The organism is Kribbella sp. NBC_01505, assembly GCF_045040285.1.
GTDB lineage: Bacteria > Actinomycetota > Actinomycetes > Propionibacteriales > Kribbellaceae > Kribbella.
Genome location: NZ_CP109425.1, coordinates 9,048,376 through 9,069,823, shown reverse-complemented (window position 1 = coordinate 9,069,823; position 21,448 = coordinate 9,048,376). Strand labels below are relative to the sequence as shown.

At 67.7% G+C, this 21,448-nt stretch carries 23 protein-coding genes; 10 read left to right on the top strand and 13 right to left on the bottom strand.

Features of this window, described 5'->3' with window-relative positions; translation table 11 throughout:
• Positions 1 to 58 precede the first annotated feature (58 nt).
• A complete protein-coding gene (locus OG474_RS42385; RefSeq protein ID WP_405059330.1) occupies positions 59 to 562 on the bottom strand; it encodes a CGNR zinc finger domain-containing protein in 504 nt (167 codons plus the stop codon).
• Positions 563 to 648: 86 nt separating this feature from the next.
• On the opposite strand from OG474_RS42385, the gene OG474_RS42380 reads away from it, so the two are divergent.
• Entirely contained in the window at positions 649 to 1,524 is an 876-nt protein-coding gene (locus OG474_RS42380) for an alpha/beta fold hydrolase (RefSeq protein WP_405059329.1), read from the top strand.
• 52 nt (positions 1,525 to 1,576) lie between these two features.
• On the opposite strand, the gene OG474_RS42375 is transcribed toward OG474_RS42380, so the two are convergent.
• Together OG474_RS42375 and OG474_RS42370 are read right to left on the bottom strand one after the other, a co-directional pair.
• Positions 1,577 to 2,176 carry a hypothetical protein gene (locus tag OG474_RS42375; protein WP_405059328.1) on the bottom strand — a complete coding sequence of 200 codons (600 nt, stop codon included), beginning with the start codon at positions 2,174 to 2,176 and terminating at the stop codon, positions 1,577 to 1,579.
• A gap of 52 nt (positions 2,177 to 2,228) precedes the next feature.
• Positions 2,229 to 2,825, bottom strand: a complete 597-nt coding sequence (locus tag OG474_RS42370) for an RNA polymerase sigma factor (protein WP_405059327.1) — start codon at positions 2,823 to 2,825, stop codon at positions 2,229 to 2,231.
• On the opposite strand from OG474_RS42370, the gene OG474_RS42365 reads away from it, so the two are divergent.
• The gene (locus OG474_RS42365) at positions 2,824 to 4,173 is read left to right on the top strand and encodes a serine/threonine-protein kinase (RefSeq protein WP_405059326.1); all 1,350 of its coding nucleotides are present in this window, start codon (positions 2,824 to 2,826) and stop codon (positions 4,171 to 4,173) included. The genes OG474_RS42370 and OG474_RS42365 overlap by 2 nt on opposite strands.
• A 705-nt stretch (positions 4,174 to 4,878) precedes the next feature.
• On the opposite strand, the gene OG474_RS42360 is transcribed toward OG474_RS42365, so the two are convergent.
• Positions 4,879 to 6,057, bottom strand: coding sequence for a hypothetical protein (locus tag OG474_RS42360; protein ID WP_405059325.1), 1,179 nt, complete (start codon positions 6,055 to 6,057; stop codon positions 4,879 to 4,881).
• 177 nt (positions 6,058 to 6,234) lie between these two features.
• On the opposite strand from OG474_RS42360, the gene OG474_RS42355 reads away from it, so the two are divergent.
• A complete protein-coding gene (locus OG474_RS42355) occupies positions 6,235 to 7,671 on the top strand; it encodes an alpha-amylase family protein (RefSeq protein WP_405059324.1) in 1,437 nt (478 codons plus the stop codon).
• Positions 7,668 to 7,907: a hypothetical protein gene (locus OG474_RS42350; RefSeq protein WP_405059323.1), complete on the top strand. Its 240-nt coding sequence runs from the start codon at positions 7,668 to 7,670 to the stop codon at positions 7,905 to 7,907. Before OG474_RS42355 ends, OG474_RS42350 begins: the two co-directional genes overlap by 4 nt.
• Before the next feature lie 8 nt (positions 7,908 to 7,915).
• Here OG474_RS42350 and OG474_RS42345 read toward each other — a convergent pair whose 3' ends face one another.
• Genes OG474_RS42345 through OG474_RS42325 form a run of 5 tightly spaced genes read right to left on the bottom strand, consistent with a single transcriptional unit; the run spans position 7,916 to position 11,426 of the window.
• Positions 7,916 to 8,155: a hypothetical protein gene (locus OG474_RS42345; RefSeq protein WP_405059322.1), complete on the bottom strand. Its 240-nt coding sequence runs from the start codon at positions 8,153 to 8,155 to the stop codon at positions 7,916 to 7,918.
• Positions 8,146 to 8,409: a hypothetical protein gene (locus tag OG474_RS42340; RefSeq protein ID WP_405059321.1), complete on the bottom strand. Its 264-nt coding sequence runs from the start codon at positions 8,407 to 8,409 to the stop codon at positions 8,146 to 8,148. The genes OG474_RS42345 and OG474_RS42340 overlap by 10 nt, the downstream gene beginning before the upstream one ends.
• A complete protein-coding gene (locus OG474_RS42335; protein WP_405059320.1) occupies positions 8,406 to 9,089 on the bottom strand; it encodes a DUF6928 family protein in 684 nt (227 codons plus the stop codon). The genes OG474_RS42340 and OG474_RS42335 overlap by 4 nt, the downstream gene beginning before the upstream one ends.
• Positions 9,089 to 10,651 carry a mucoidy inhibitor MuiA family protein gene (locus OG474_RS42330; protein ID WP_405059319.1) on the bottom strand — a complete coding sequence of 521 codons (1,563 nt, stop codon included), beginning with the start codon at positions 10,649 to 10,651 and terminating at the stop codon, positions 9,089 to 9,091. Before OG474_RS42330 ends, OG474_RS42335 begins: the two co-directional genes overlap by 1 nt.
• A gap of 46 nt (positions 10,652 to 10,697) precedes the next feature.
• Positions 10,698 to 11,426: an enoyl-CoA hydratase/isomerase family protein gene (locus OG474_RS42325; RefSeq protein ID WP_405059318.1), complete on the bottom strand. Its 729-nt coding sequence runs from the start codon at positions 11,424 to 11,426 to the stop codon at positions 10,698 to 10,700.
• Between the two features lie 42 nt (positions 11,427 to 11,468).
• Here OG474_RS42325 and OG474_RS42320 point away from each other — a divergent pair, with 42 nt between their 5' ends.
• On the top strand, positions 11,469 to 12,251 hold the full coding sequence (locus tag OG474_RS42320; RefSeq protein ID WP_405059317.1) for an alpha/beta hydrolase family protein: 783 nt from the start codon (positions 11,469 to 11,471) through the stop codon (positions 12,249 to 12,251).
• A gap of 21 nt (positions 12,252 to 12,272) precedes the next feature.
• Here the strand turns inward: OG474_RS42320 and OG474_RS42315 are convergent, their stop codons facing one another.
• Complete coding sequence (locus tag OG474_RS42315; protein ID WP_405059316.1) at positions 12,273 to 13,451, bottom strand: hypothetical protein; 1,179 nt, start codon at positions 13,449 to 13,451, stop codon at positions 12,273 to 12,275.
• 157 nt (positions 13,452 to 13,608) lie between these two features.
• On the opposite strand from OG474_RS42315, the gene OG474_RS42310 reads away from it, so the two are divergent.
• The 3 genes from OG474_RS42310 to OG474_RS42300 all read left to right on the top strand — a co-directional run bounded on the left by OG474_RS42310 (position 13,609) and on the right by OG474_RS42300 (position 15,931).
• The gene (locus tag OG474_RS42310; RefSeq protein ID WP_405059315.1) at positions 13,609 to 14,178 is read left to right on the top strand and encodes an ATP-dependent Clp protease proteolytic subunit; all 570 of its coding nucleotides are present in this window, start codon (positions 13,609 to 13,611) and stop codon (positions 14,176 to 14,178) included.
• Between the two features lie 76 nt (positions 14,179 to 14,254).
• Complete coding sequence (locus OG474_RS42305; protein WP_405059314.1) at positions 14,255 to 15,268, top strand: alpha/beta hydrolase family esterase; 1,014 nt, start codon at positions 14,255 to 14,257, stop codon at positions 15,266 to 15,268.
• Between the two features lie 39 nt (positions 15,269 to 15,307).
• Positions 15,308 to 15,931, top strand: coding sequence for a TetR/AcrR family transcriptional regulator (locus tag OG474_RS42300; protein WP_405059313.1), 624 nt, complete (start codon positions 15,308 to 15,310; stop codon positions 15,929 to 15,931).
• A gap of 27 nt (positions 15,932 to 15,958) precedes the next feature.
• Here OG474_RS42300 and OG474_RS42295 read toward each other — a convergent pair whose 3' ends face one another.
• Positions 15,959 to 17,131 carry an RCC1 domain-containing protein gene (locus OG474_RS42295; RefSeq protein WP_405059312.1) on the bottom strand — a complete coding sequence of 391 codons (1,173 nt, stop codon included), beginning with the start codon at positions 17,129 to 17,131 and terminating at the stop codon, positions 15,959 to 15,961.
• Positions 17,132 to 17,420: 289 nt separating this feature from the next.
• On the opposite strand from OG474_RS42295, the gene OG474_RS42290 reads away from it, so the two are divergent.
• A complete protein-coding gene (locus OG474_RS42290; RefSeq protein WP_405059311.1) occupies positions 17,421 to 19,103 on the top strand; it encodes an L-lactate permease in 1,683 nt (560 codons plus the stop codon).
• Between the two features lie 108 nt (positions 19,104 to 19,211).
• Complete coding sequence (locus tag OG474_RS42285) at positions 19,212 to 19,742, top strand: RDD family protein (protein ID WP_405059310.1); 531 nt, start codon at positions 19,212 to 19,214, stop codon at positions 19,740 to 19,742.
• Here the strand turns inward: OG474_RS42285 and OG474_RS42280 are convergent.
• Positions 19,635 to 20,279 (bottom strand): response regulator, encoded by a 645-nt coding sequence (locus OG474_RS42280; RefSeq protein WP_405059309.1) that lies wholly within the window; start codon positions 20,277 to 20,279, stop codon positions 19,635 to 19,637. The two genes, OG474_RS42285 and OG474_RS42280, sit on opposite strands and share 108 nt — an antisense overlap.
• Complete coding sequence (locus OG474_RS42275) at positions 20,276 to 21,445, bottom strand: sensor histidine kinase (protein ID WP_405059308.1); 1,170 nt, start codon at positions 21,443 to 21,445, stop codon at positions 20,276 to 20,278. Before OG474_RS42275 ends, OG474_RS42280 begins: the two co-directional genes overlap by 4 nt.
• Positions 21,446 to 21,448: the final 3 nt, after the last annotated feature.

Here is a 21,448-nt window from a genome sequence, read left to right as displayed (position 1 = left end):
GGGAGAACTCTGCGTGAATGTGGGTTCTATGTAAACGGATCAGCACGCCTGAACTTCGTCAGGACTGCTGGGAGTAGTGGCGGCGGGCCTTCATCCGGTTGCCACAGGACTGCATCGAACACCAGCGGCCGGTGTTGGCCTTGCTGCGATCGAGGAGGAACAGGTGGCACTCGTCGTTGGCGCAGGCCCGAAGCCGCCCGGGCTTCGACCGGCTCACGGCGTCCCAGGCCATGACGATCCTGGCTGGTAGCAGGGTCCGGCCTTCGAGGCTCCACTCGATCCCGGAGTCCGTGACTGCGGGTGCCACGTGGATCCCGCGCAGGAACGGCTCCAGGGCGGTGGTTGTCTGGTCGCCGCGGACGACGGACTGCAGCGCCGAGCGGACAGCGGTCAGCGCCTGACGTCCCTCGGCCTCCGCGCCGTCCGTGTCCAGCCAGGTCCGCCACGCGATCGTCTGCTCCAGCTTGTCGCTCTCCACGCCCCGGGTCATCGGCGTGCTGTTCAGCAGGTCGAGCAGCAGCTCCTCGTCGGCAGCCACCGACGTCACCGTCACCATCGTCATCGTTCTACCCTCCTTGGCCCTGTTGACAGGTTATATCATCATCGGTTTCTATATAACCCTATTGCTCAACCGAGAGGGTTAGAACGATGACGAAGGTCCACCACCGGTACGCCGAGATCGACGGGCAGCGGCTGTTCTACCGGGAGGCGGGTGCCGCGGAGGCGCCGGTCGTCGTCCTGCTGCACGGCTTCCCGACCAGCTCGTTCATGTTCCGCGAGCTGATCCCGCGACTGGCCGACGAGTACCGGGTGATCGCTCCGGATCTGCTGGGGTTCGGGCTGTCCGACGCGCCGGCCGCGACGGAGTTCGACTACACCTTCGACGCGCTGACCGACCTGACCGCGGGACTACTCGCGGAGCTCGGCGTCACGTCGTACGCGATCTATGTGCAGGACTACGGCGCACCGGTCGGCTGGCGGCTCGCGCTGCGGAGTCCGGAGTCGATCACGGCGATCATCAGCCAGAACGGGAACGGGTACGACGACGGGTTCATCGAGGGTTTCTGGAAGACGGTGTGGGACTACCAGGCCGAGCAGAACCCGGAGACCGAGGCGGCGATCCGGACGGCGCTGTCGCTGGAGGGGACCCGCTGGCAGTACGTCGCGGGCGTCGAGGACGAGAGCCTGCTCAGCCCGGACACCTGGCACCACGACTTCGCGAAGATCTCGCGGCCCGGCAATGACGAGATCCAGCTGAAGCTGTTCCGCGACTACGCGACCAATCCGGCGCTCTACCCGCAGCTGCACGAGTATCTGCGGACGAGTCAGCCGCCGGTGCTGGCGGTGTGGGGGAGTGGCGACCCGATCTTCGGGCCGGAGGGCGCCAAGGCGTTCGGGCGCGATGTGCCGGACGCCGAGATCCACCTGCTCGACGGCGGTCACTTCCTGCTGGAGAGCGCGCTCGACGAGACCGCGGACCTGATCCACGACTTCCTGGACCGCCGCGTTCGATCGGTGCGCTGAACCGCAGGCATAAAGCAACCCCCGCACATGGTGTGCGGGGGTTGCTTTGTTTCTAGTCGCAGGTGTCGCAGATACCGCTGGCCGGCGTCTGCAGGTTGCACTTGGGGCAGGCCTTGATCGGCCGTTCGGCGATGGCTGCCTTGCGAGCACGGGCCCGCGCGGCGCCGAGCTTGGCCGGGATCATGGCGCTGCCGCCGTCGGACGGCAGGTTGCCGGCCTCGAAGTGGCGGTACGCCGCGAGCCGCTCGTGCGAGGCGTGCGCGTCGGGGTCGGCCGGGGTCTCGCCGGTGGCGGCGCCGACGATGGCGGCGTAGCCCTCGAAGACACTTTCGTCGGGGTTGACACACAGCGCGGGCAGCATCGGCTCACCGCGGCGCAGGTTCTCCGCGTAGACCTCGGCGAGGGTGCCGCCGATCCAGAGGCGCGGAAGCTGCTTGGTCCGGATACCGGTCGCCTCCTGCACTCCGGTGGCGAGGTCCTTGAGCTGCACCAGCGACTGGTACTTGTTGGCGGCGACGAGCAGCATCTCGCGAGCTGCTCCCGCCCACTCGACGCGTGCGGCGGCTACTCCGATATCGGACACCTCACGCCAGGAGCGCTCTTCTACAGCGGGTAGTTCGTGGTCTGATGTGGCGACATCGAAAGTAGACACCTTCGAAACCCTACGGTGCCGCGGCCGATCGGCGAAACCGCACAGTGTGAGATCAGTCGTGCTGAGGCAGTAATTGTGCTTTAAGCGAGACCCGAGCCCGGCTGATCCGGGACTTGACGGTGCCGATCGGTACGCCGACCTGGTCCGCGATCTCGTCGTAACTGAGCTCGTAGATGTCGCGAAGGACGACCGAAGTGACAGTCTCGGGCAGATCCGTCTCCAGATGCTCGAGCGCGTCGAGCAGATCGAGCCGGGTCCCCGCGACGACGCTCGTGGTGCGCGGGTCAGGACGGTCGTAGCGAGCCGGGCGGTCGTCGTCCTGCCAAGCTGCCGGGTTCTCGACGGCGCGGCGCTTCAGCCGGCGGTAGGTCTCCCGGGCGGCGTTCGACGCGACCACATGGACCCAGGTGCTGAACCGGCTCCGGCCCGAGAACGTGCCGATCTTGGTCGCGATCGCGAGCAACGCGTCCTGACAGGCATCCTCGGCGTCGGCCCGGTGCGGCAGGATGCGCTGGCAGATCCGCATCACCTGCGGCTGCACCTGCCGGATCAGCTCGTCCAGCAATGCGGGGTCCTGGGCAGCGCGCCGGGCCAGGTCGTCGAGCGCGTCCCCGTCGTTGGCCATGTCGTTGACGATAATGGTCGCCATGGTTCAGCCCTCTCATTTTGGCCGGTACGCCGTGATCCGGCGCTTGGGCAGTGGTGGTTTCGCTGCGGTCTGGCTGGTTCGGGACGAGGAGCTCGACGCCGAGGTCGCGGTGAAGGTGCTGGCCGAGCACTGGGTCGACAATCTCGACGTACGGCGTCGCTTCGTCGAGGAGGGGCGATTCCTGCGGAAGGTCGACTCGCCGTACGTCGTCGGTGTCCACGACATCGGCACCACGGATGACGACCGCCCGTTCCTGGTACTGACCTACGCCGACCGCGGGACGCTGGCCGAGCGCATCAAGGCGGGCCCGCTCCCGCTCGCCGACACGGTGGCGGTGATCGACGATGTGAGCTCGGGGTTGCAGGAGCTGCACGACCGCGGCGTACTGCATCGTGACGTGAAGCCGGAGAACGTGCTCTTCCGGAGCACTCCTACGGGGGAGCGGGCGATGCTCGGGGATCTTGGGTTGGGTAAGTCGCTTGAGGCGGTGTCTCGGGTGACCATGCCGGGCGGTACGCCGGCGTACGTCGCGCCGGAGCAGGTTCGTGGTGATGTGCTCGATGCGCGTGCGGATCTGTATGCGCTGGCTGCGGCTACTTATGCGGCGCTCGCCGGGCAACCGCCGTACGGGGCGACGACGTTGGCGGCCGTGTTGGCCGTCGATGGGCCGCCGGCTCCGCTGGAGACTGTGCCGGCTGCGGTGAACGAGGCTATTCGGCGCGGGCTTCGTAAGGACCGCGAGGAGCGGTGGCCGGATGTGCGGTCGTTCGCCGATGCGCTTCGGGCTGCGGCGGAGGCTGGTGCGCCGGCGCGGCGGTTCTCGCTCAATCCGTGGGTGGCTGCGACGGTTGCGGCGGCGGTGCTTGGTGGTGCGGGTGGGTACTTGGGGTGGCAGTACGGGGTGAGTCGGCAGTGGGTGCGGGTTGTGGATCAATCGGGGGGCCTTTCGGTGAAGCTTCCGCGGGACTGGGGTCAGAGCCGAAGTGGCTCGGGCTGGCAGCCGCAGGGGGCGACCGGTCGACTGCCTGGTCTGTTGGCGAGTGGTGACAACGCCAGCTGGAACCAGCCGACGGCGAAAGTCTCGGGTGTCTTTGTCGGGGTCTTGCCGTCAGGATCGTTGCCTGCGGCAAGCTCATTGCCTGGGCCGGCTGGTTGCACGGTGACACCTGAGCGAGCTGATAACGCTGAGATGGCGACCGCGAGGTATACGGGATGCCCGGCCGGCATGACGACGTACGAACGAGTCCAGAAGGTTGGGGCGTCGCTGGTGCGGATCCAGGTGCGGGCCTCGGATGCCGCTGAGGCCGAGCAGGTCTTGGACTCAGTTGCCTATACCCCGACTAAATAGCCCCTGCTCTTCTTCCTCACCGGTCGCGGTGGCTGGGCACTTTGGCTGGTCAGGAACCCCGCCGTCCTGAATGTGCTCGTCCCATCCCGCCGCTCGCATTCGGCCGATCTTGTACGCGGTGGCTGGTCGCCGCTGCGGCCGGATTTACTGAGACGGGTGGCTGGGGTGGTCTTCGGCTGAGCCGGATGCTTCGGTCGGTGACCGAGGTTCCCCGTTGCCTGTGGCTGACGTGCTGTGCTTTCCGCCGACGAATCACGAGGCTTTGTAGCTGACCCGTCGCGGTGGTTGCTGACGTCAGACCAGCTGACCTGGCCGGTTCGTTGGTCGGTGCTTTTTCTTATATAGCGACCAGAACTTACCGACTACCGCAACCCTGCCTAGCCCAGCCATAGCCCGGAAGCTCAAGCAACCGAAACTGTGGTCACCGGCCTTGCCATCCCCCTCAGTCAGAGACGACGCCCGCCTAGCGCTTCAGTAAATCGGCCGCCGCGGCGACCAGCCACCGCGTACGTGTCCGGCCTGTCCGGTGCGGCGCGATTCGGGGGCACACCGACCACCTTTGCGCGGATCTACTGCCACCCAGAGACAGCAGATCCCCGCAAACACGCGCCAGAAGGGTGAACTCGCGTTAGCCGGTGGATTTTGGGTGCTCTGTGACGATTTTCCACCGGATAGCGCGGGGGACGGCCCGCGGGGGAGGTTGTGTCAGTGGGTTAGGTCGTAGGGGCGGTTGTCGGTTTGGCCGGTGCCGGGCTTTAGGGGGGTGGCCAGTTCGCAGGTGCCGGTTGCGGGGGTGCAGCGGGCGATGGCGGTTTTGGTGGCTTGTTCGGCCAGGACGAGGATGTGGGTGGGGTCTTCCATGGTGGTGGAGATGATGGTGACCTTGGAGCCGCCGGACCATTCGCGGACCGGTTTGCCGTTCTTCAGGTCCAGGGCGGCGAAGAGGCCGTCGCCGTAGCCGTCGCGGTAGGCGGGGCCGCCCAGGGCGTAGGCGCTGCCGCCTCGGAGTTCGTCGATCGCGTAGTCGCAGGTACCCCAGCGCTTGTTGCCGACGGCAAGGTCTACCAGTGCGGTGCAGCTGCCGTCGTCGGAGGTTGAGACGATTGATGCGGCGAGCTGGAGGTTCGAGGAGACTGCGGACGGCGTCGGTACGGCGTTGATCGGCTTCGGGGCCTCGTCGCCGGCGATCCACTTGTAGAGGATCTCCTTGTTGCCCTTGGATGCGCTGAAGTAGACCTCACTGCCTTGTACGGCGAGCACGATCGGACCCTGCTCGCCGGTGCGCTGGAGGGTGTACTTCTCGCCGCTCGCGTTCTCGCGCCAGACCAGGGTGAACCGCGGGAGCTCGGTGCCGTCGGCATTCGTCGGTTGGACGGCGTACGCGCTGGTTGTGCGGTCGGCTGCGGAGAGGACGGTCGACACGTCCTTGACGGTCTCGCCGCGCGTGCCCTTGCTCCAGGTGGTGAGCGAACCCTTGCCGGTGTCGCCCGGGCTGTGCAGAACGAGCGCGTCGGCGGTGCCTGCGCGGGCAACGTCCCAGACCGGACCGTCCGAGGCGGGCAGCGTGAACTTGGTTGAGCCGAAGTGCACCGTCCGGCCGTCGAGGTACGACGTCTTCGGGGCCGCGCCCTGCTTGAGCTTGGTGAGGTCGAGGGTGAGCTTCACCGCATCGGTCGACGGCGTACCGGGCGGGCTGCTCGTCGGCGTGGACGGTTTCGGCATGGTGCTGGTGGCTGTGCTGGTCACGGTGTCGATCGGGTTGACGTCGCCGCCGGACGCCGCTGCGAGCGTCGGCGTCTGCTGCGCAGCGACCAGCGCGCCCGCCACCACGGCAGCGATCGAAACGCCCGCCACCAGGCCGGCCAGCTTGATACTCCGATTCATCATGTCCTCCGGAATTCGTGCTCAGTGTGTCGTACTGGAGGGCTTTGATGGTCGGGCGACACCTTCGGTTCACGAGATCGGGATCTGTCACAACATTCGTTCCCCAGGGGGCGGTCTGACGCGGGGTAGTCGGGCCGACCTGTTGCGTGACGGCCTCGGAGCTGCCAGTTTGGCGCCATGATGCGGAAGGCGCTCGTCGTACTGCTTGGGTCAGTACTCGTTTCCACCGGTCTGTCGGCGGGGCATGCGTCGGCGGTGCCGGAGGGGCCGCGGGACGTGATCGTCCAGCTGTTCGAGTGGAACTGGAAGTCGGTCGGCCGGGAGTGCGGTGCGTTCCACGGGCCGCGCGGGTACGGGGCGGTGCAGGTGTCGCCGCCGCAGGAGCATGTCGTGCTGCCGGGGCAGGGGTATCCGTGGTGGCAGGACTATCAGCCGGTCAGCTACAAGATCGACAACACGCGGCGCGGGACTCGCGCGGACTTCGTGGCGATGGTGAACAGCTGCCATGCGGCCGGTGTGAAGGTGTACGTCGACGCTGTCATCAACCACATGACCGGTGGATCGTCAGGTGGTGCAGGAAGCGCAGGGTCGTCGTACACGCACTATGACTATCCGGGGCTCTACCAGACGCAGGACTTCCATCACTGCGGACGCAACGGGAACGACGACATCGTCAACTACGGGGACCGCTACGAGGTGCAGAACTGCGAGCTCGTCGATCTCGCGGACCTGGCCACCGGTACGGACTACGTGCGCGGGCGGATCGCGGCGTACCTGAACGATCTGTTGTCGATCGGGGTCGACGGCTTCCGGCTGGACGCCTCCAAGCACATGCCGGCCGCGGACATCGCCGCGATCAAGGCGCGGCTGTCGCGAGCGGCGTACCTGTATCAAGAGGTCATCTACGGCCCGGGTGAGCCGGTCACGCCGGACGAGTACGTCGGGAACGGGGACGTGCACGAGTTCCGCTACGGGCAGGACCTGGCCAAGATCTTCAACACCGAGCGGCTCGCGTACCTGAAGACCTTCGCCTCGCCACTGCCGTCGGACAAGGCAGTGGTCTTCACCGACAACCACGACACCCAGCGCGGCAGCGGCGTCCTCACCTTCCGCGACAACGGCCGTTACGCACTGGCGAACGCCTTCATGCTCGCCTGGACCTACGGCACCCCGGCCGTCATGTCGAGCTACGAATACACCTCGAACGACCAGGGCCCGCCGGCCGCCGGTGACGGCCGCACGACCGACACCACCTGCTTCACCAACCGCTGGCGCTGCGAACACGAGTGGCGCGTCATCGCCAACATGGTTGCCTTCCACAACATCTCGCGCGGAGCCCCCGTCACCGAATGGTGGGACAACGGCAACGACGCCATCGCCTTCGGCCGCGGTACCAAGGCCTACCTGATCCTCAACGACGAAGGATCCGCCATCACCGGCCGCACCTTCCACACCAACCTGCCCGCCGGCGTGTACTGCGACGTCTTCCACGGCGACTACACCCCAGGCAACTGCACCGGCCCCACCTACACCGTCGACGCCAACGGCTGGTTCCGCGCCGACATCGCCGCCCAGGACGGCCTGGCCCTCCACGCCGCCGCCAAGGTCAGTTGAGTACATGGCGAACCTCGGCGGGGGAGGAGCTCCGGGAGAGCGGCCCCTTCACCCCGGCGAAGGCCCAGTACGTCGTACGGCAGGCGGCGGCCGGATTGGCGCCGTTCCTGGCCGACGAGCCGGCCGAGCTCGACCACCAGCGTTACCAAGGCCGTGAAGAAGACCAAACCAAGCAAGCCCAAAGTGAAGAAGCCGAAGAAGCCCAAGCCCTGAAAGCCCGTGCCGACTACAGATAGAGCTCCAGCTACTCCCAATCGCCCGGCTCGTCACGCAGTACGGCCAGAACCTCGGTAAGGCACTGCTGAAAGGTGCCACAGCCCCGCACCCGTACGCCGCCCCCCGGAGCGCCCGGGCCTGAGATCGTTGCTGCCCAAGGGTCCTCGCCGGTCGCGAGCCGAGCATGGTCGACCTCGATCAGCAACCCCACCCCAGCCGACCCGAGACGCTCGAAGAGCTCCTCGACCTCGGTCCCACTCAGTCCCATCCGTACAACTCCAGCCACTCCCAGTCGCCGGGTATCGCCCTCAGCTGCTCGACGACAGCATCCAGACACTCCTCAAGTCTCCGGTAGTCCAGCCGCATGACCCCGCGGTCGCCCACCTGCGGTCCGCGCAGAACCACCGTCCACGGCCGGCGACCAGGTCCCATCCGCTCATGGTCGACCCGGACCATCATGCTGACGCCGGCCCGTCCGACGTCCTGCATGAATTCGGCCAGGTCGAAGTCCTCCAGCTTCATCCGAGGAACTGCTCCAGGGTCAGTTCTCGCCGGACCATTCGGCTGGCGTCGATCACCGGGAGGTCTCGGCCGGCGGCTTTGAAGACGGGGATCTCGACGTCTTCGGGGTCGAAGACGGTGTCGTCCAGGCTGCCCTCGAGGATGAAGCCGAAGAAGGCCTTGAGCGCCTCGTTCCCCAGGTCCGACGGATGGAACGGCAACGGGTAGTCCGGGGCGTGGGTGAGCGGGTGCTCGCCGGCCCAGAACGGATCTTCGAAGGGCAGACGTTCGCCGATGTCCTCGATGACCCCGGCGTCCGGACTCATGCTCAACGCCCGCAGCAGCTGCCCGTCCTTCCAGGTCGCGATGCCCATCGAGTCGTCGGTGCTCTGCATGAAGACGCCGTAGGCGTCCCGGCCCGCCGACAGACGAGAAACAACCTCCGTCAGCTCACTGGGCCGGGACCGCGCGAATCCCAGCGAGCTGACGAGCTCGAGGCCTTCGAACGACGCTGCTCCGACGATGCCGGGGTTCGGCCAGATGGCGAGGTCGAGCGGGAGTATCTCGACCTCCTCGGCAGCAGCGCCGAGGACACCCTCGGCCAGGCGTTGGGACTGTGCTTGGTCGATGGTGAGATCGCCTTGGAACACCTCGCGGGGGTCCCGTTCGGCGAACATGATCACGCCGGCTTTGGAGCCCATTATTCGCGCCATCCAGTGAGGTCGAGGGTCTTGGCGGTTTCCACGCGGAAGCCGAGGGTGATGGTGGTCTGGTCGCCGGGTGCGAGGTCGAGGCGCCAGGTGATGATGCCGAGCTCGGTGGTTTCCGTGGGGTCGGGGGTGGCGGTGCTGGGTTTGACGACGATCTCGTGATCGCGGGAAACCGGCAGTTGGTCCAGGACGGTGATGCGGGCCTGGCGGGGAGTGTGGTTCTCGATCTTGGTCTCGTAGTTGACGTCGCGGCGACGGGTCGAGCCGAGAGTGGCCTTGGTCGCGGTACGGCGAACCAGCTTGCGTTCGACTCGGATGCGGTCGTCGAGGCCCAGGGCCAGCTCGACCTCCTCGCCGGGAGCCCAGAGGGGGAGCGAGGTCGACCCTACGAAGTCGGCTTCGTGGAAGACGGCTGCCTTGCCCGCGGGGAGGGTGTGCGTACCGGAGTTCACCACTGTCGCGCGGAGGTGGACGTCGGTCGAGCGGACCGGCGCTGTGATGTAGTCGAGCTCGGTCTCAAGCTCGATGGAGGCGATCGTCGCCCGGTGCGCGGCGCCGTCGGCCGGCACAGCGACTGGCCGCGGGGGAGTGTAGGTGGCCGCCGTGACCCCTTGTTCGACGATGGCCTCCACCTCTCTAAATCCGGGGGCAGGCGCGCCCCCGGCGTGAAGGACCTCGCCGAAGTCCGCGTCTGCGGCCGCCATAGCGAACCTGGCCCGAGCCGCCGGGGCTGCCGGGACCGGTGGCTGGCGACGGTCGAGGTACCACGGGTCGAGCTCAGGCACCTTCGCGTTCGCCGCCGGCCGGGCCGTGGACAGCGTGAGCTCACACTCGGGCCAGTGCTCACCGGTCTGCTGGGTGATCAGACCGAACCACGTCAGCGTCAGCCGATCGCCCGACACGCGGACGTCGTACGAGCTGGTCCATCCGGCGTACGGGACGACGTAGGAAAGCTCGATCTCCACCTCGGCCTCAGCCTCGAGCGCCAAGGCAACGCCGACCGAGCGGCGATCCGGAGCCCACTGCTGCGAGACCGCGGCCAGCCGGCGCTCCACGGCCGCGAGTCGCTCCTGAGCCTCCTCCTGCTGACCGGCAAGCTCACGACGCTTCGTCCGTACGGCGGTCAACCGGGTGGCGAGCGAATCCGTGAACTCGCCCAGGTCCGCGCTCTCCGAACCGGCCGCCAGGGTACGCGCGAAGGTCCCGCCCGCACGCCGACCCAGCTGAGTCAGGAACGTGTTGAGCTGACCCTGCACCTCATCGGCATCCGCCAGACTCGCGACCTCATCAGCCGCCGCACGCCGCTGCTGCTCCAGCTCGGCCGCGGACTCGTCCGGCGCCTGCGCGTGCTGCCGCGTCGCCACGTCCACCCCGAGCACAGTCGCCGGCCCGCGCCCGGCCACCCGGACCGAGTCCTCTTCGAGCACCAGCGGCAGCGAGTCGACGTACACAGTCTGGTCGCCAGCAGGCAACGTGATCCGGCCGCGCCGGGTCACCCGAGCGCGGTCCGGATAGACGGCCACGGCCACGATCGGAGCATCGAGTTCGGTCATGGTCCGACACTAGTCCGGGCCAGATTCACCAGGACCGATCCGGACCTCACAACCCCAAGTAACTCTGGTCGGCGCGGCCCTCGTCGTACCGGCGAAGCTGCTCGGCGACCCCGTCGGCGGCGATCCGGTGCACCGCGTCGAGATCAAGCGCGCCATCGATCGCGGTCAACGTGCGATGGGCAGCACGGACAGCGTCGGGACCGATGGCGGCGAACCGTTCGAGGTGTGTGCGGACGACGTTGTCAGGATCCGTGGTGACATCGCGCCAGGGCACCGGCTCGGTGCTGAAGACAAGCTCGCGCACGAACTGCGAGCTGTGCCGGGTCCGCAGGAGCGCGATCGCATACGACGGTACGACGCCGCGGCTGAGCTCGGGCAATCCGAACGAAGCGCGCGGCGTGGCAACGATGAGATCACTGGTCAGCGCGAGCGCCGCACCGAACGCGCGCGCGGCGCCGTCGACGACCGCGATGACCGGAAAGGACCGCGCGGTCCAAGCCTCGAAGCAGTCCGCCAGATGGGGCGCGTAGTCCGGTGACGCTCGCCCAGGCTGCTCCGGGTCGGCGTAGCTGCCGCCAGAACAGAACACCGCCTCGACACCGGAACGCAGTACGGCGGAGTGCACCGCTCCATCACGTTCAGCCGTCTGCAAGGCGGTGGTCAGGCCGGCGAGCGCGCGGCTGTCGAGGGTGTTGCCGACGGCCGGACGGTCGATGGTGATCTCCGCCGTACCGGCTTGGATGGTGAGCCGGATCCCGCTGTCTGCTGATTGCATAATCGCATTCTGCTGGGTGATCGCCGCCCTAGGGTGGATCGCATGATGACAGGCACCGCCGCCGGCGTACCGTTCACCGCTCTGCCGCCGACTGGTGGCGGCCCAGCGCCGCTCCTCGTGACCTGGCACATGCTGGATGCGCCGAGAACGGACGCTGCCTTCGCCGCGGCGCTGCCGATGCACGAAGTGCCTGCGTGGCGGGTCCATCTGGGCATGCCGATGTGCGGGGCGCGGATGGTCGACGGGAGTACGGCGGCCGTTGAGGCGCTGATGCGGAAAGACCCGCTGATGTCGTTCCTGGCACCGTTCGTCCGGCAGGCGGTCGACGAGTTCCCGGCCGCGCTCGACTCGCTGCGGACCCAACTGCCCGTCGGCACCGGACCGATCGGCGTACTGGGCGGCTCGCTCGGAGGCGCCGTGACGTTGCAGGTCTTGGCCGGGACCGACATCCCGATCGCCGCGGCAGCCGTGGTCAACGCGGCGGTGCGGATGCGATCCGTCGTCGACCTGTTCGGCGAGTACCAGTACGACGCGGAGTCCGCCCGCGCGGTCGACGACCTGGACTTCGTTGCCCGGAGCAATGAGATCGCGAACCGCGCCCCGCTCCTGGTGGTGAGCGGTGAACTCGATCACCCGGCCCTGCGCGCTGACGCCCTGGACCTGGTGGATGCTCTGGGCTGTGAACTGCGGTCGATCCCCGGCCTGGCTCATCCGCTGGCCGACGAGCCTGGTCTTGAGCCCGCGCTGCAACTCCCACTGGCGCGGACCGTCGACCAGGCCCTGACGACCTGGTTCACCCAGCACCTCGGGCCCGTACCCAGCTGAGCACGGGCCCGACGCCGGGCGTTACGGGATGCTGACTCCGAAGTCGCGGTTGGCGGTCGCGAAGTCCTGGAAGCCGATGCGGGCACCGGCGGTACGCGTCGTGGTTCCGTTGGCGATCAGGCCCGCATCGCCGCGGGAGTACATCGGGCCGCCGGAGTCACCGCCGCGGGCAGCGGACTGTCCGTCCATCTGCTCGCCTTCGACGAGGTCTTCGCGGTCGTTGTAGAAGAACAGGACCTTGATGTTGCAGACCGGTCCACCGATCTCGGAGGCGCTGGTCTGCCCGCCCTGACACAGGAACTGGCCGATGTAGACGTGGCCCCAGAAGGGGACGTTCTGGACGAGATTGTCGTTGCTGTTGCCCACGTAGAGCTGGAAGTCGACGGCGTTGGTCGGGATCAGCGCGATGTCGTGGTCGCCGTTCTTGGCGCCCATGTTGCCGATGTACTCGCCCTGCCGGTCGGCGAACTGCTGACCCGGCGAGCCGCAGTGGCCGGCGGTGAGGATGTACGGCCGGCCCTGGGCGTCCTTCACCCCGAAGCCGGTTGTGCAGATGGCACCCGCAGACTGGTTCCACAGACCGGCACCACCGATCCACGGCGACCAGTCGTCGTTGCGGGACGTCGGCTTCAGCGGCGCCTCCGCAATGACCCGGACCGGTACGCCGGTCTGCTGCTGCAGGGTCTGTCCGAGCGCGGCCGTCTTCTGGCGGCCCGGGCTGACGCCGAGCACCAGCCCGCTACCGTCACCCGGATCCTTCACGGCGTCGATGCCGTTGTTCGGGTTCTGCTTCTGCCAGGCTTCGATCGACTTCGCGGCAGCGTCGAGTTCGGCCTTGGAATGAACGGCTTTGGCGATCCGCACCGGCGCGGTCCGGCCGGCTGAGGCGACGGCCTGCTGGATGCGGGTGGGCGGCGTACCTTTCCACCAGAGCACGACGGAATCGTCGGTCAGCACGAGGCCGGCGTACCCGGTCAGTCCTGCTGTTTCGACCACCGCGGCCACTTGGTCGGCGGCTTCGACCAGTGGCCGTTGCGCCAGCATCTGCTGGTCGGCGGCGGTGAGCTTCGTGGCGGCGGTCCTCGATTCGGACGGAACCTTCTCGGAGGCCTGGGACGGTGCGGTGGTGAAGGCGGTGAGCAGGGCGACGGCGGCAATCGCGACACCGGCTGCTCGAACACGATCAGCTGATCTACGCATAGCAGTTCCTCACACTTGGGGCGGCGTGTGCCCCACTGTGTTTACGCCGCTACAACCTGTCAATACATCGTTGTCAATTCTGGTGGCCACCAGCAGGCGTTGACCGGATCCGGCCGCGCTCGCTGCCGGTTGCCGCTCGCTGTCTAGCCTGGTGCCCGTGACCCAGCAGCCGGCCATCGACCCGGACCGCCTGATGCATGACGTCGAGCTGCGCTGGAAGCTTCGGCAGAACGGCATGCTGCTGGTGCCGACCTTCCTCGACGAGGAGTTCGCCGAGCACCTGCTGACCGAGCTGACCTGGCATGAGACACATCGCCCGTACGCCGAGGTCCGCCTGCTGCTGAATGTCGCCGGCGGGAAGCTGCCCGCGATCCTCAGCGTGGTGGACTTCGTCTGGTCCCGGCGGGTCCGGGTGGCGACCCGAGTGATCGGCCTGGCCGCAGGCCCGGCGGTGCTGCTCGCGGCCGCCGCCGCACGAGGGATGCGGTCCGCGTCGGTCGAGGCTCGCTTCTTCCTCAACCCGATCGCCCGCCTCTGCCCAAGCCCGCCCGACGAATGGACCCCGACAGCGGCGGCATCGCTCACCATGTTGACCGGTCGCGGCGACATGCACGCCACCCAGGCCGACCTCGAGGCCGGCCTGCGCTTCACCCCAGACGAAGCCTGCGCCTACGGCTTGATCGACCGCGTCGAACCGACCGACGCGAGCCTCGTCCCTGGTCTTTGACGGATCGCCCCTTGACTAGTTACACCTTGTATACTTACGGTGTAAGTCAACGTTTTCTACAGCCTGGGGGGCCTTGATGAATCGACGTGTCCTGACCGCGAGTCTGGCGAGCATCGCGACCGCGATCGCACTCGCAATTCCGATCACTCCGGCAACTGCCGCCGTACCGGCAGCAGCGCCAACGGCGGGCGACTTCACGAAGTTGTACGTCGGACCTGAGGGCGGGATGTGGTACCAGGTGCATGTGCCGCCGGCGCAGGCCGCGGGGAAGCCGCTGCCGGTGGTGGTGTCGCTGCACGGCTGCACGATGAGTGGCTACGGCCTGAACAACATGCGCGATCTGACGAACTTCAACGCGGTGGCCGACGAGAAGGGGTTCATCGTCGTCTACCCGACCCAGGATGTCTTCCGCGACATCACGGGCTGCTGGGGCGGCCTGAAGCCGGAGCATCAGCGCCGCGGGCACGGTGAGCCGGAGATGTTCGCCGGGGTGACCAAGCAGGTCATCGCCGACTACAACGCCGACCCCAAGCGGGTGCACATCAACGGCGCCTCCTCGGGTGCGGGCTCGGCCGTCATCATGGGGGTCGCGTACCCGGATCTCTTCGCCACGGTCACGTCAGTGGCCGGTGCCGAGTATGCGGCGAACGAGATCAACCTCGACGATCTCACCGACCCCAGCCCGGTCGACACGGCGAAGCGGGCCTGGGCGCAGATGGGCAAGCGGGCCCGGCCGGTACCGACCCTGGTGGTGCAGGGTGATCAGGACACGGTGGTCCGGCCGTTGCTCGCGGATCGCCTGGTGACGCACTGGGCGGCCATCGACGACCTCGCGATGAACAACGCCCTCGACGGTCAGATGGACGACATCGCGGACAAGACCGTCACTGTGACGACACCCGGCAAGAAGAGCTTCACGCAGAAGAGCTACGTGCCGCGGGCCGGCGGTCCTTCGCTGATCGAGTACGTCACCGTTCACGGGCTCGAGCACAAGTGGCCCGGTCCTGGCACCGGGGCACTGGTCGACAACGACGGGCCGGACCTGGCCCGGATCATCTGGGACTTCAACGCCACCCGGAGCCTGCCCTGATGCAGGCAATGAGCCTGAGCTAGGACAAGAATGCCCTCTATGGGCACTCAGGCCGAGCGCAAACCCCGGATGACCCGGGAGACGCGGGGCGCGCAATTGCTGGACGTGGCCGAGGGGCTGTTCGCCACTCGGGGCTTCGAGGGCACGTCCATGGAAGACATTGCGCGCCACGCGGGCGTCACCCGGCCGATGGTCTACCAGCACTATCCGACCAAGGACGCCATCTATCTGGAGTGTGTCCGCCGGGCCCGGGCCGAGCTCGAGGAGAAGATCCGCGAGCCCGAGGTGATGATCGAGGCGGGCGCCGGGATCGGTCCCGTGATGGAGCGGGCCGGCGAGGTCTTCTTCTCCTTGCTGGAAAGGGATCCGCAGCGCTGGATGGTGCTGTTCAACCCGAGCATCGCGTTGTCGAAGGAGCTCTCGGAGCAGCTGACCGAGATGCGCCGGCAGACGATCACCCGCATCGCCGGCATGCTCCGGCACCTCCCGACCGAGGACGACGTCCGTGTCCTCGCCTTCTCGTACGCCGTCAGCGGGGTCGGCGAGCAGCTCGGCCGCTGGTGGCTCGCCAACCCCGAGGTCCCGCGGTCGCAGGTCGTCGCCCTCTTCCGCGACTTCACCACCGGCGGCCTGACCAACTTGCTCCACGGCGAGCCTGATTGATCGCGGCCGACGGCGATGACGCGGATCTCAGGGGAGCGGTGGGAGGGCGGCGAGGGAGGTGTCGCCGGTTGCGGCGACCTGGGCAGCGGGCGACGAGATGAATTCGCCGATCGTGCGGGTCGGCCGGGGCTCGTACGGGGTGATTTTGTTGTTGCCGATCTGTCCGAGGGTGTTGCGGCCCCAGGCATAGACCCGGCCGTTCCGCAACCGGGCCACGGAGTGCGAACGGCCGACCGCGAGCTGACTTGCCGGGCTGGGGAGCTGGATCGGGCCTTCCGCGGTGGTCTGGATGCCGAGCACGTCGCTGTCTCCGAGCTGGCCGTCCCGCTGGGATCCCCAGGTGTAGATGCTGCCACCGGTCCCTGACGCGTTCACGATGGCGGCGCTGACGCCGAGGCCGCCGTCGACCTGCGCGACATTGGCCAGGGGGGCGCCGTTCGGCTCGACGACCCACCCCGGTTTGGTCCGGTTGACTGTGGTGCCGTCCCCGAGCTCGCCGTCGGTGTTCCGGCCCCAGGAACGAAGCTGCTGGTTGGCCATGATCGCGAAGCTGTGGGCGCTCCCGGCGGCGACATCCTTGATCGCGGTGAGGCTGAGGACCAGGGCTGGGGAACTACGCGGCAGCGTCTGACCGCTGCCGAGTTGGCCAGAGGCGTTCGCACCCCAGGACATGACGTACCCGTCTCGGAGCAGCGCGAGGACGTGGCCGTCTCCGGCCGCGATGTCGACGACATCGGTCAGTCCAGGGACCGGGCGGGGGTCGGCGCGGGTGACGGTGGTGCCGTCGCCGAGCTGGCCGTCCTTGTTGAGGCCCCAGGTCGCGACGGTGCCGTCGGATCGCAGGGCCACACTGAATCCGTTGCCCGCGGCAACCTGGATGACATCGGTCAGACCCGCGACGGCATGGGGCTTGGCGTAGCAGAAACCGCCGATCGACCCGTCCGGATTGGCATGCTCGATCGAGGTGCCGTGGATCAGGACCTGCCCCTGGCCGGTCAGCCACAGGGCATGGTCAGCTCCGCCGTCGACCGACGTGACGGCCTGGCTCGCGGCCGGCTGTGGCAACGGGGCCCACCCCGACTCACACGGGACCTGGCCCCATTGGTAGCCCGTCGTCGCAGCCGGTATCGCCGCCGCCGGTCCGGTGCCGGTCACGAGAGCTGCCGCAACGACAGCCCAGAACCCGAGTCTGCTCCGCATTGATGATCCCTTCTGGAAGTTGAGCGGAACGTAACAACGCCCGTGCGTGCGCAGAACCCCGTCAATCGACATCGAATGGTCCACTGGACCACATCGCCTCGGCTCAGCCGTGGAACTTTTCGGTCGGTTGTGCCAGAAATCCCTGTCTGGACAGGGCGAACGCCGCCTGGCGATGGACCTTCCGAGGGCGGAGTTCCATCCCGGAGAGGACTCTTGTAAGCGTTTGCCGATCGGTGTTAGCGTCCCCTCGCTGTGCGTGAGGAACGCGTGACGAACTGGGGAGGACACCGTGGGCTGGGTTCAGGACTATCAGCCGGCCGGGCCGTTGTGGCTGTCGGCGTTGCTGGCCGCGTTGCCGGTGTTCGTGCTGCTGATCGCGCTCGGAATCGTCCGGCTCTCGGCGCCGGTCTCGGCCGCGTTGTCGTTGCTCACGGCATTGGTTGTCGCGCTGCTCGTCTACGGCATGCCGGTCGGGCTGGCCTTCGACTCGGCGGCGATGGGTGTGGTGTTCGGGGTCTGGTCGGTGGCCTGGATCGCGTTCCATGCCGTGTACTTCCACAACGTCACCGTGGCGACCGGCCGGTTCGAGCAGATCAAGGCGGTGCTCGCTGGGTTCAGTGAGGACCGCAGGCTGCAGGCGTTGCTGATCGCGTTCGGATTCGGCGCGTTGCTGGAGGGCGTCGCTGGTGGTGGTTCGCCGATCGCGATCACCGCGGCGATGATGGCGGCGCTCGGGTTCCCGCCGGTTCGCGCGGTCGTGCTGGCGCTGCTGGCCAACACCGCGCCGGTGGCCTTCGGCGGTCTGGGTAACCCGTTGATCGTGCTGGGCCGGTTGACGGCACCGATCCTCGGTATGGAGCAGGGGCGGGCAACCGACCTCTACTCGGCGATGGTGGGCCGCCAGCTGCCGCTGATCGCGTGGATCGTCCCGGCGTTCCTGGTGATCGTGATGGCCGGGTGGAAGCGGATGCTCGAGGTCTGGCCCGCCGTGCTGACCACCGGCATCTCCTTCGCGGTGATGCAGTACGTGACCGCCAACTTCATCAGCCCCAGCCTGGTGGACGTCATCGCGGCACTCGCGGCGATGGGTTCGCTCTGGATCCTCACCCGGTTCTGGCAGCCGCGCACGATCTGGCGCTTCGAGAACGAGACGGCGCCGGCCACCGAGGCGACTCCGCAGGCAGCCCAGAAGGGTGCCTTCCACGCCTGGACGCCGTACATCATCTTGATCGTCGCGATCTTCCTGTCCCGGATCGGCTCGATCATCAAGGGCCTGCCGAGCTGGCTCGACCTCAGTGTGCTGCTGCACAAGGCGGACTGGAAGTTCCCCTGGCCCGGCCTGCACAACCAGGTGATTCAGCATGCGCCGATCACTCCGAAAGACACGCCGTACGCCGCGACTCTCACCATCGACTGGCTGTTCTCACCAGGCACGGTGGCGCTGATCGCGGCCATCATCGCCGGTCTCGTGATGAGCGCGAGCCCCGGATTGCTGGTCGCCACCTACCGCAAGACCCTGCACCAGATGCGCTGGGCGTTGCTGACGATCTTCATGATCCTCGCGATCGCGTTCGTGATGAACTACTCCGGAGCAACCCAGACCCTCGGCCTGGCGCTGGCCACGACCGGCGTACTGTTCCCGCTCTTCTCCGCCTACATCGGCTGGCTGGGCGTCTTCCTCACCGGGTCCGACGCGTCTGCCAACAGCCTGTTCGGACCGATGCAGGTCATCTCCGCGCAGCAGTTGCACATCAGCCCGATCCTCGCCGGTGCCACCAACACCGCCGGCGGCGTGATGGCCAAGATGATCTCGCCGCAGAACCTGGCCATCGGCGCCACTGCCATCGGCCAGAGCGGCAAGGAAGGCCAGCTCCTCCGGATGACCTTCTGGTGGTCGGTCATCCTCGCCTTCGTCGTCGGCCTGATCGCCCTCCTCCAGGCCACCGTCCTCACCTGGATGATCCCCGGCTAGAAGTTGCACGTTGCTGCAGGTCGTTCGGCTGGACGAGCATCATCGCCTCGCACTGGTACAGCCTCCGCCGCCTTCGGGGGCGCATTCAGCTGCTGCAATGATGGGGGCATGGTAGGGACCGCGGTGGTACGGCGTCGGGTGCTGCAGGGGCTGCTCGACCGGTTGTTGTCGGTGGCAACGGGGTTTGTGCTGGCTGTGCTGGTGATTGTCGTGCTGAAGGCTCTGGGCGTGGGGGAGGACCCGGTCGCCCAGGCGGGCGCGGGGACCTTCGTCGGCGGGCTGGTGGTGGCCGGGATCCTGAACGAGGTGCTGCTGCCCTCGCGGAACGGCGGTGCCACGCTCGGCATGAAGGCGTTGCGGTTGCGGGTGATCCGGATCGACGGTTCCGTGCCGGGCCGGACGCAGTACTTCGTCCGCTACCTGTTGTGGGTGGTGGACGGACTGTTCTGGGCGATCGTCGGCCTGGTCGTCATTCTCTGTACGCCGCATCGCCAGCGCGTCGGCGATCTGGCCGCGCGCACGATCGTGGTGTCAGCCGACGAGGTGGTTCTCCCAGGCCCAGACAGCGAGCTCGGTGCGGTTCCGCAGACCGAGCTTCCGCTGAGCGCTGGCCAGGTGCGACTTGACGGTCGAGAGTGAGACGACCAGTTCGTCGGTGATCTCGTTGTTCGTGCGCCCACGAGCGACCGCCCGTACGACGTCGGCCTCCCGCTCGGTCAGTGGGTGGGCGGCCGGCTCGATCGGTGACGAACGGGTGAAGTGTTCGAGCAGTCGTGTCGTGACCGAAGGCGACACCATCGATTCGCCGTGCGCTGCCGCCTCGACCGCCTCGACGAGCAACCCCGGCCCGGCGTCCTTCACCAGGAATCCACACGCGCCTGCGCGCAGAGCGGCGTACACGTTCTCGTCGATGTCGTAGGTGGTGACGACCACTACACGCAGAGGGTCAGCGACATCAGGGCCGGCCAGCAGCCTGGTCGCCTGCAGCCCGTCGATGAGCGGCATCCGGATGTCCATCAGGACGACGTCCGGCCGCAGCTCCCGAGAGATTCGGACGGCCTCTTCACCGTCGGCCGCCTCGCCGACGACCTCGATCCCCGGGGACGATTCGAGAATCAGCCGGAAGCCCCGGCGCACCATCGCCTGGTCATCGGCCAGTACCACCCGCACCATCAAACGCTCCCCAGCGACTCGGACGACTCCACCGGCAGCGAAGCGACGACCTGCCACCGATCGCCCACCGGTCCGGCTGTCAACGTACCCCCGATCGTCTCCGCGCGTTCGCTCATCCCGGTCAAGCCGTACCCCTTGCCCCGTTGCGCATCCGCGACCAGCTGATTGCCGACCCGCACGATCAGTACCCGCAGGACGCCGCGATACTCCACGTCCGCCTCGATCGCGATCTCGGTCCCAGGTACGGCGTACCGGCGGGCGTTGGTGACCGCCTCCACCACGATGCGGTGTGCAGCGTCGACTACGGGCTTCGGTAGTCGGATGTCCGCCGCCCGGATCCGGATCCGCGGATCGACCCCGCGCGCATCGACCAACCGGGGTACGAGCGCGACCCCATCTCCCTTACGGGGTCCGGGATCCGTGCGCAGCATGCCGACCACCCGACGCATCTCGGTCAGCGCTTCGAGACCCGCCTGCTCGATCTCGACGTACACCTCAGTGTCAGCATCCTCGCCTGCGGCAACCCGCGCACCCTGAGCAAGAACCGTCATCCCGGTGACGTGGTGCGCGACGAAGTCATGCAGCTCGCGAGCCAGTCCGAGACGCTCCGCGCTCCGGGCAGACTCGGCCGCGGCCTGCGCTCGGCTGGTCGCGTCGCGCAAGACGAGCCCGGTGACCACACTGCCACCCCACAACAGCGCGGCCGGTACGGCGAGGAGCGCCCACGAGGTGGTCGGTCCGAACCGTAGTAGCGGCGCAGTGGTCATCGCGGCACCGCTGAGCAGAACCAACGGCACGACCGTGCGGGTCGCGGTGCGATGACAGGCAGCACCGCAGAGGATCGCCAGCGCCAGTACTTCGGTCACGGGTGGCTGCGGCCGGACCGCCCCGCCGACGTGGTCGGCGAGCGCGGTGATCGCGGTGACGGCCAGCGAGACCCCGGCAACGATTGCCGTGAGCAACTTGATGCGGTCGAACCTCCTGCGCAGTACGGCGAGGGCCGCCGCGCCGAGCCCGATCGCCGGCGTGAGTCCGGTGAAGACTCCCGCCAGCAGGCCGGGCTCCGGCGTCGGGGTCAGCAGCACGATCACGATGTCCGCCGCGATGGCGAGGGCCAGGGCGGCGATCTCCAGGATCAACGGCGTCCGCGTACTCACAGCGACCAGCATGCA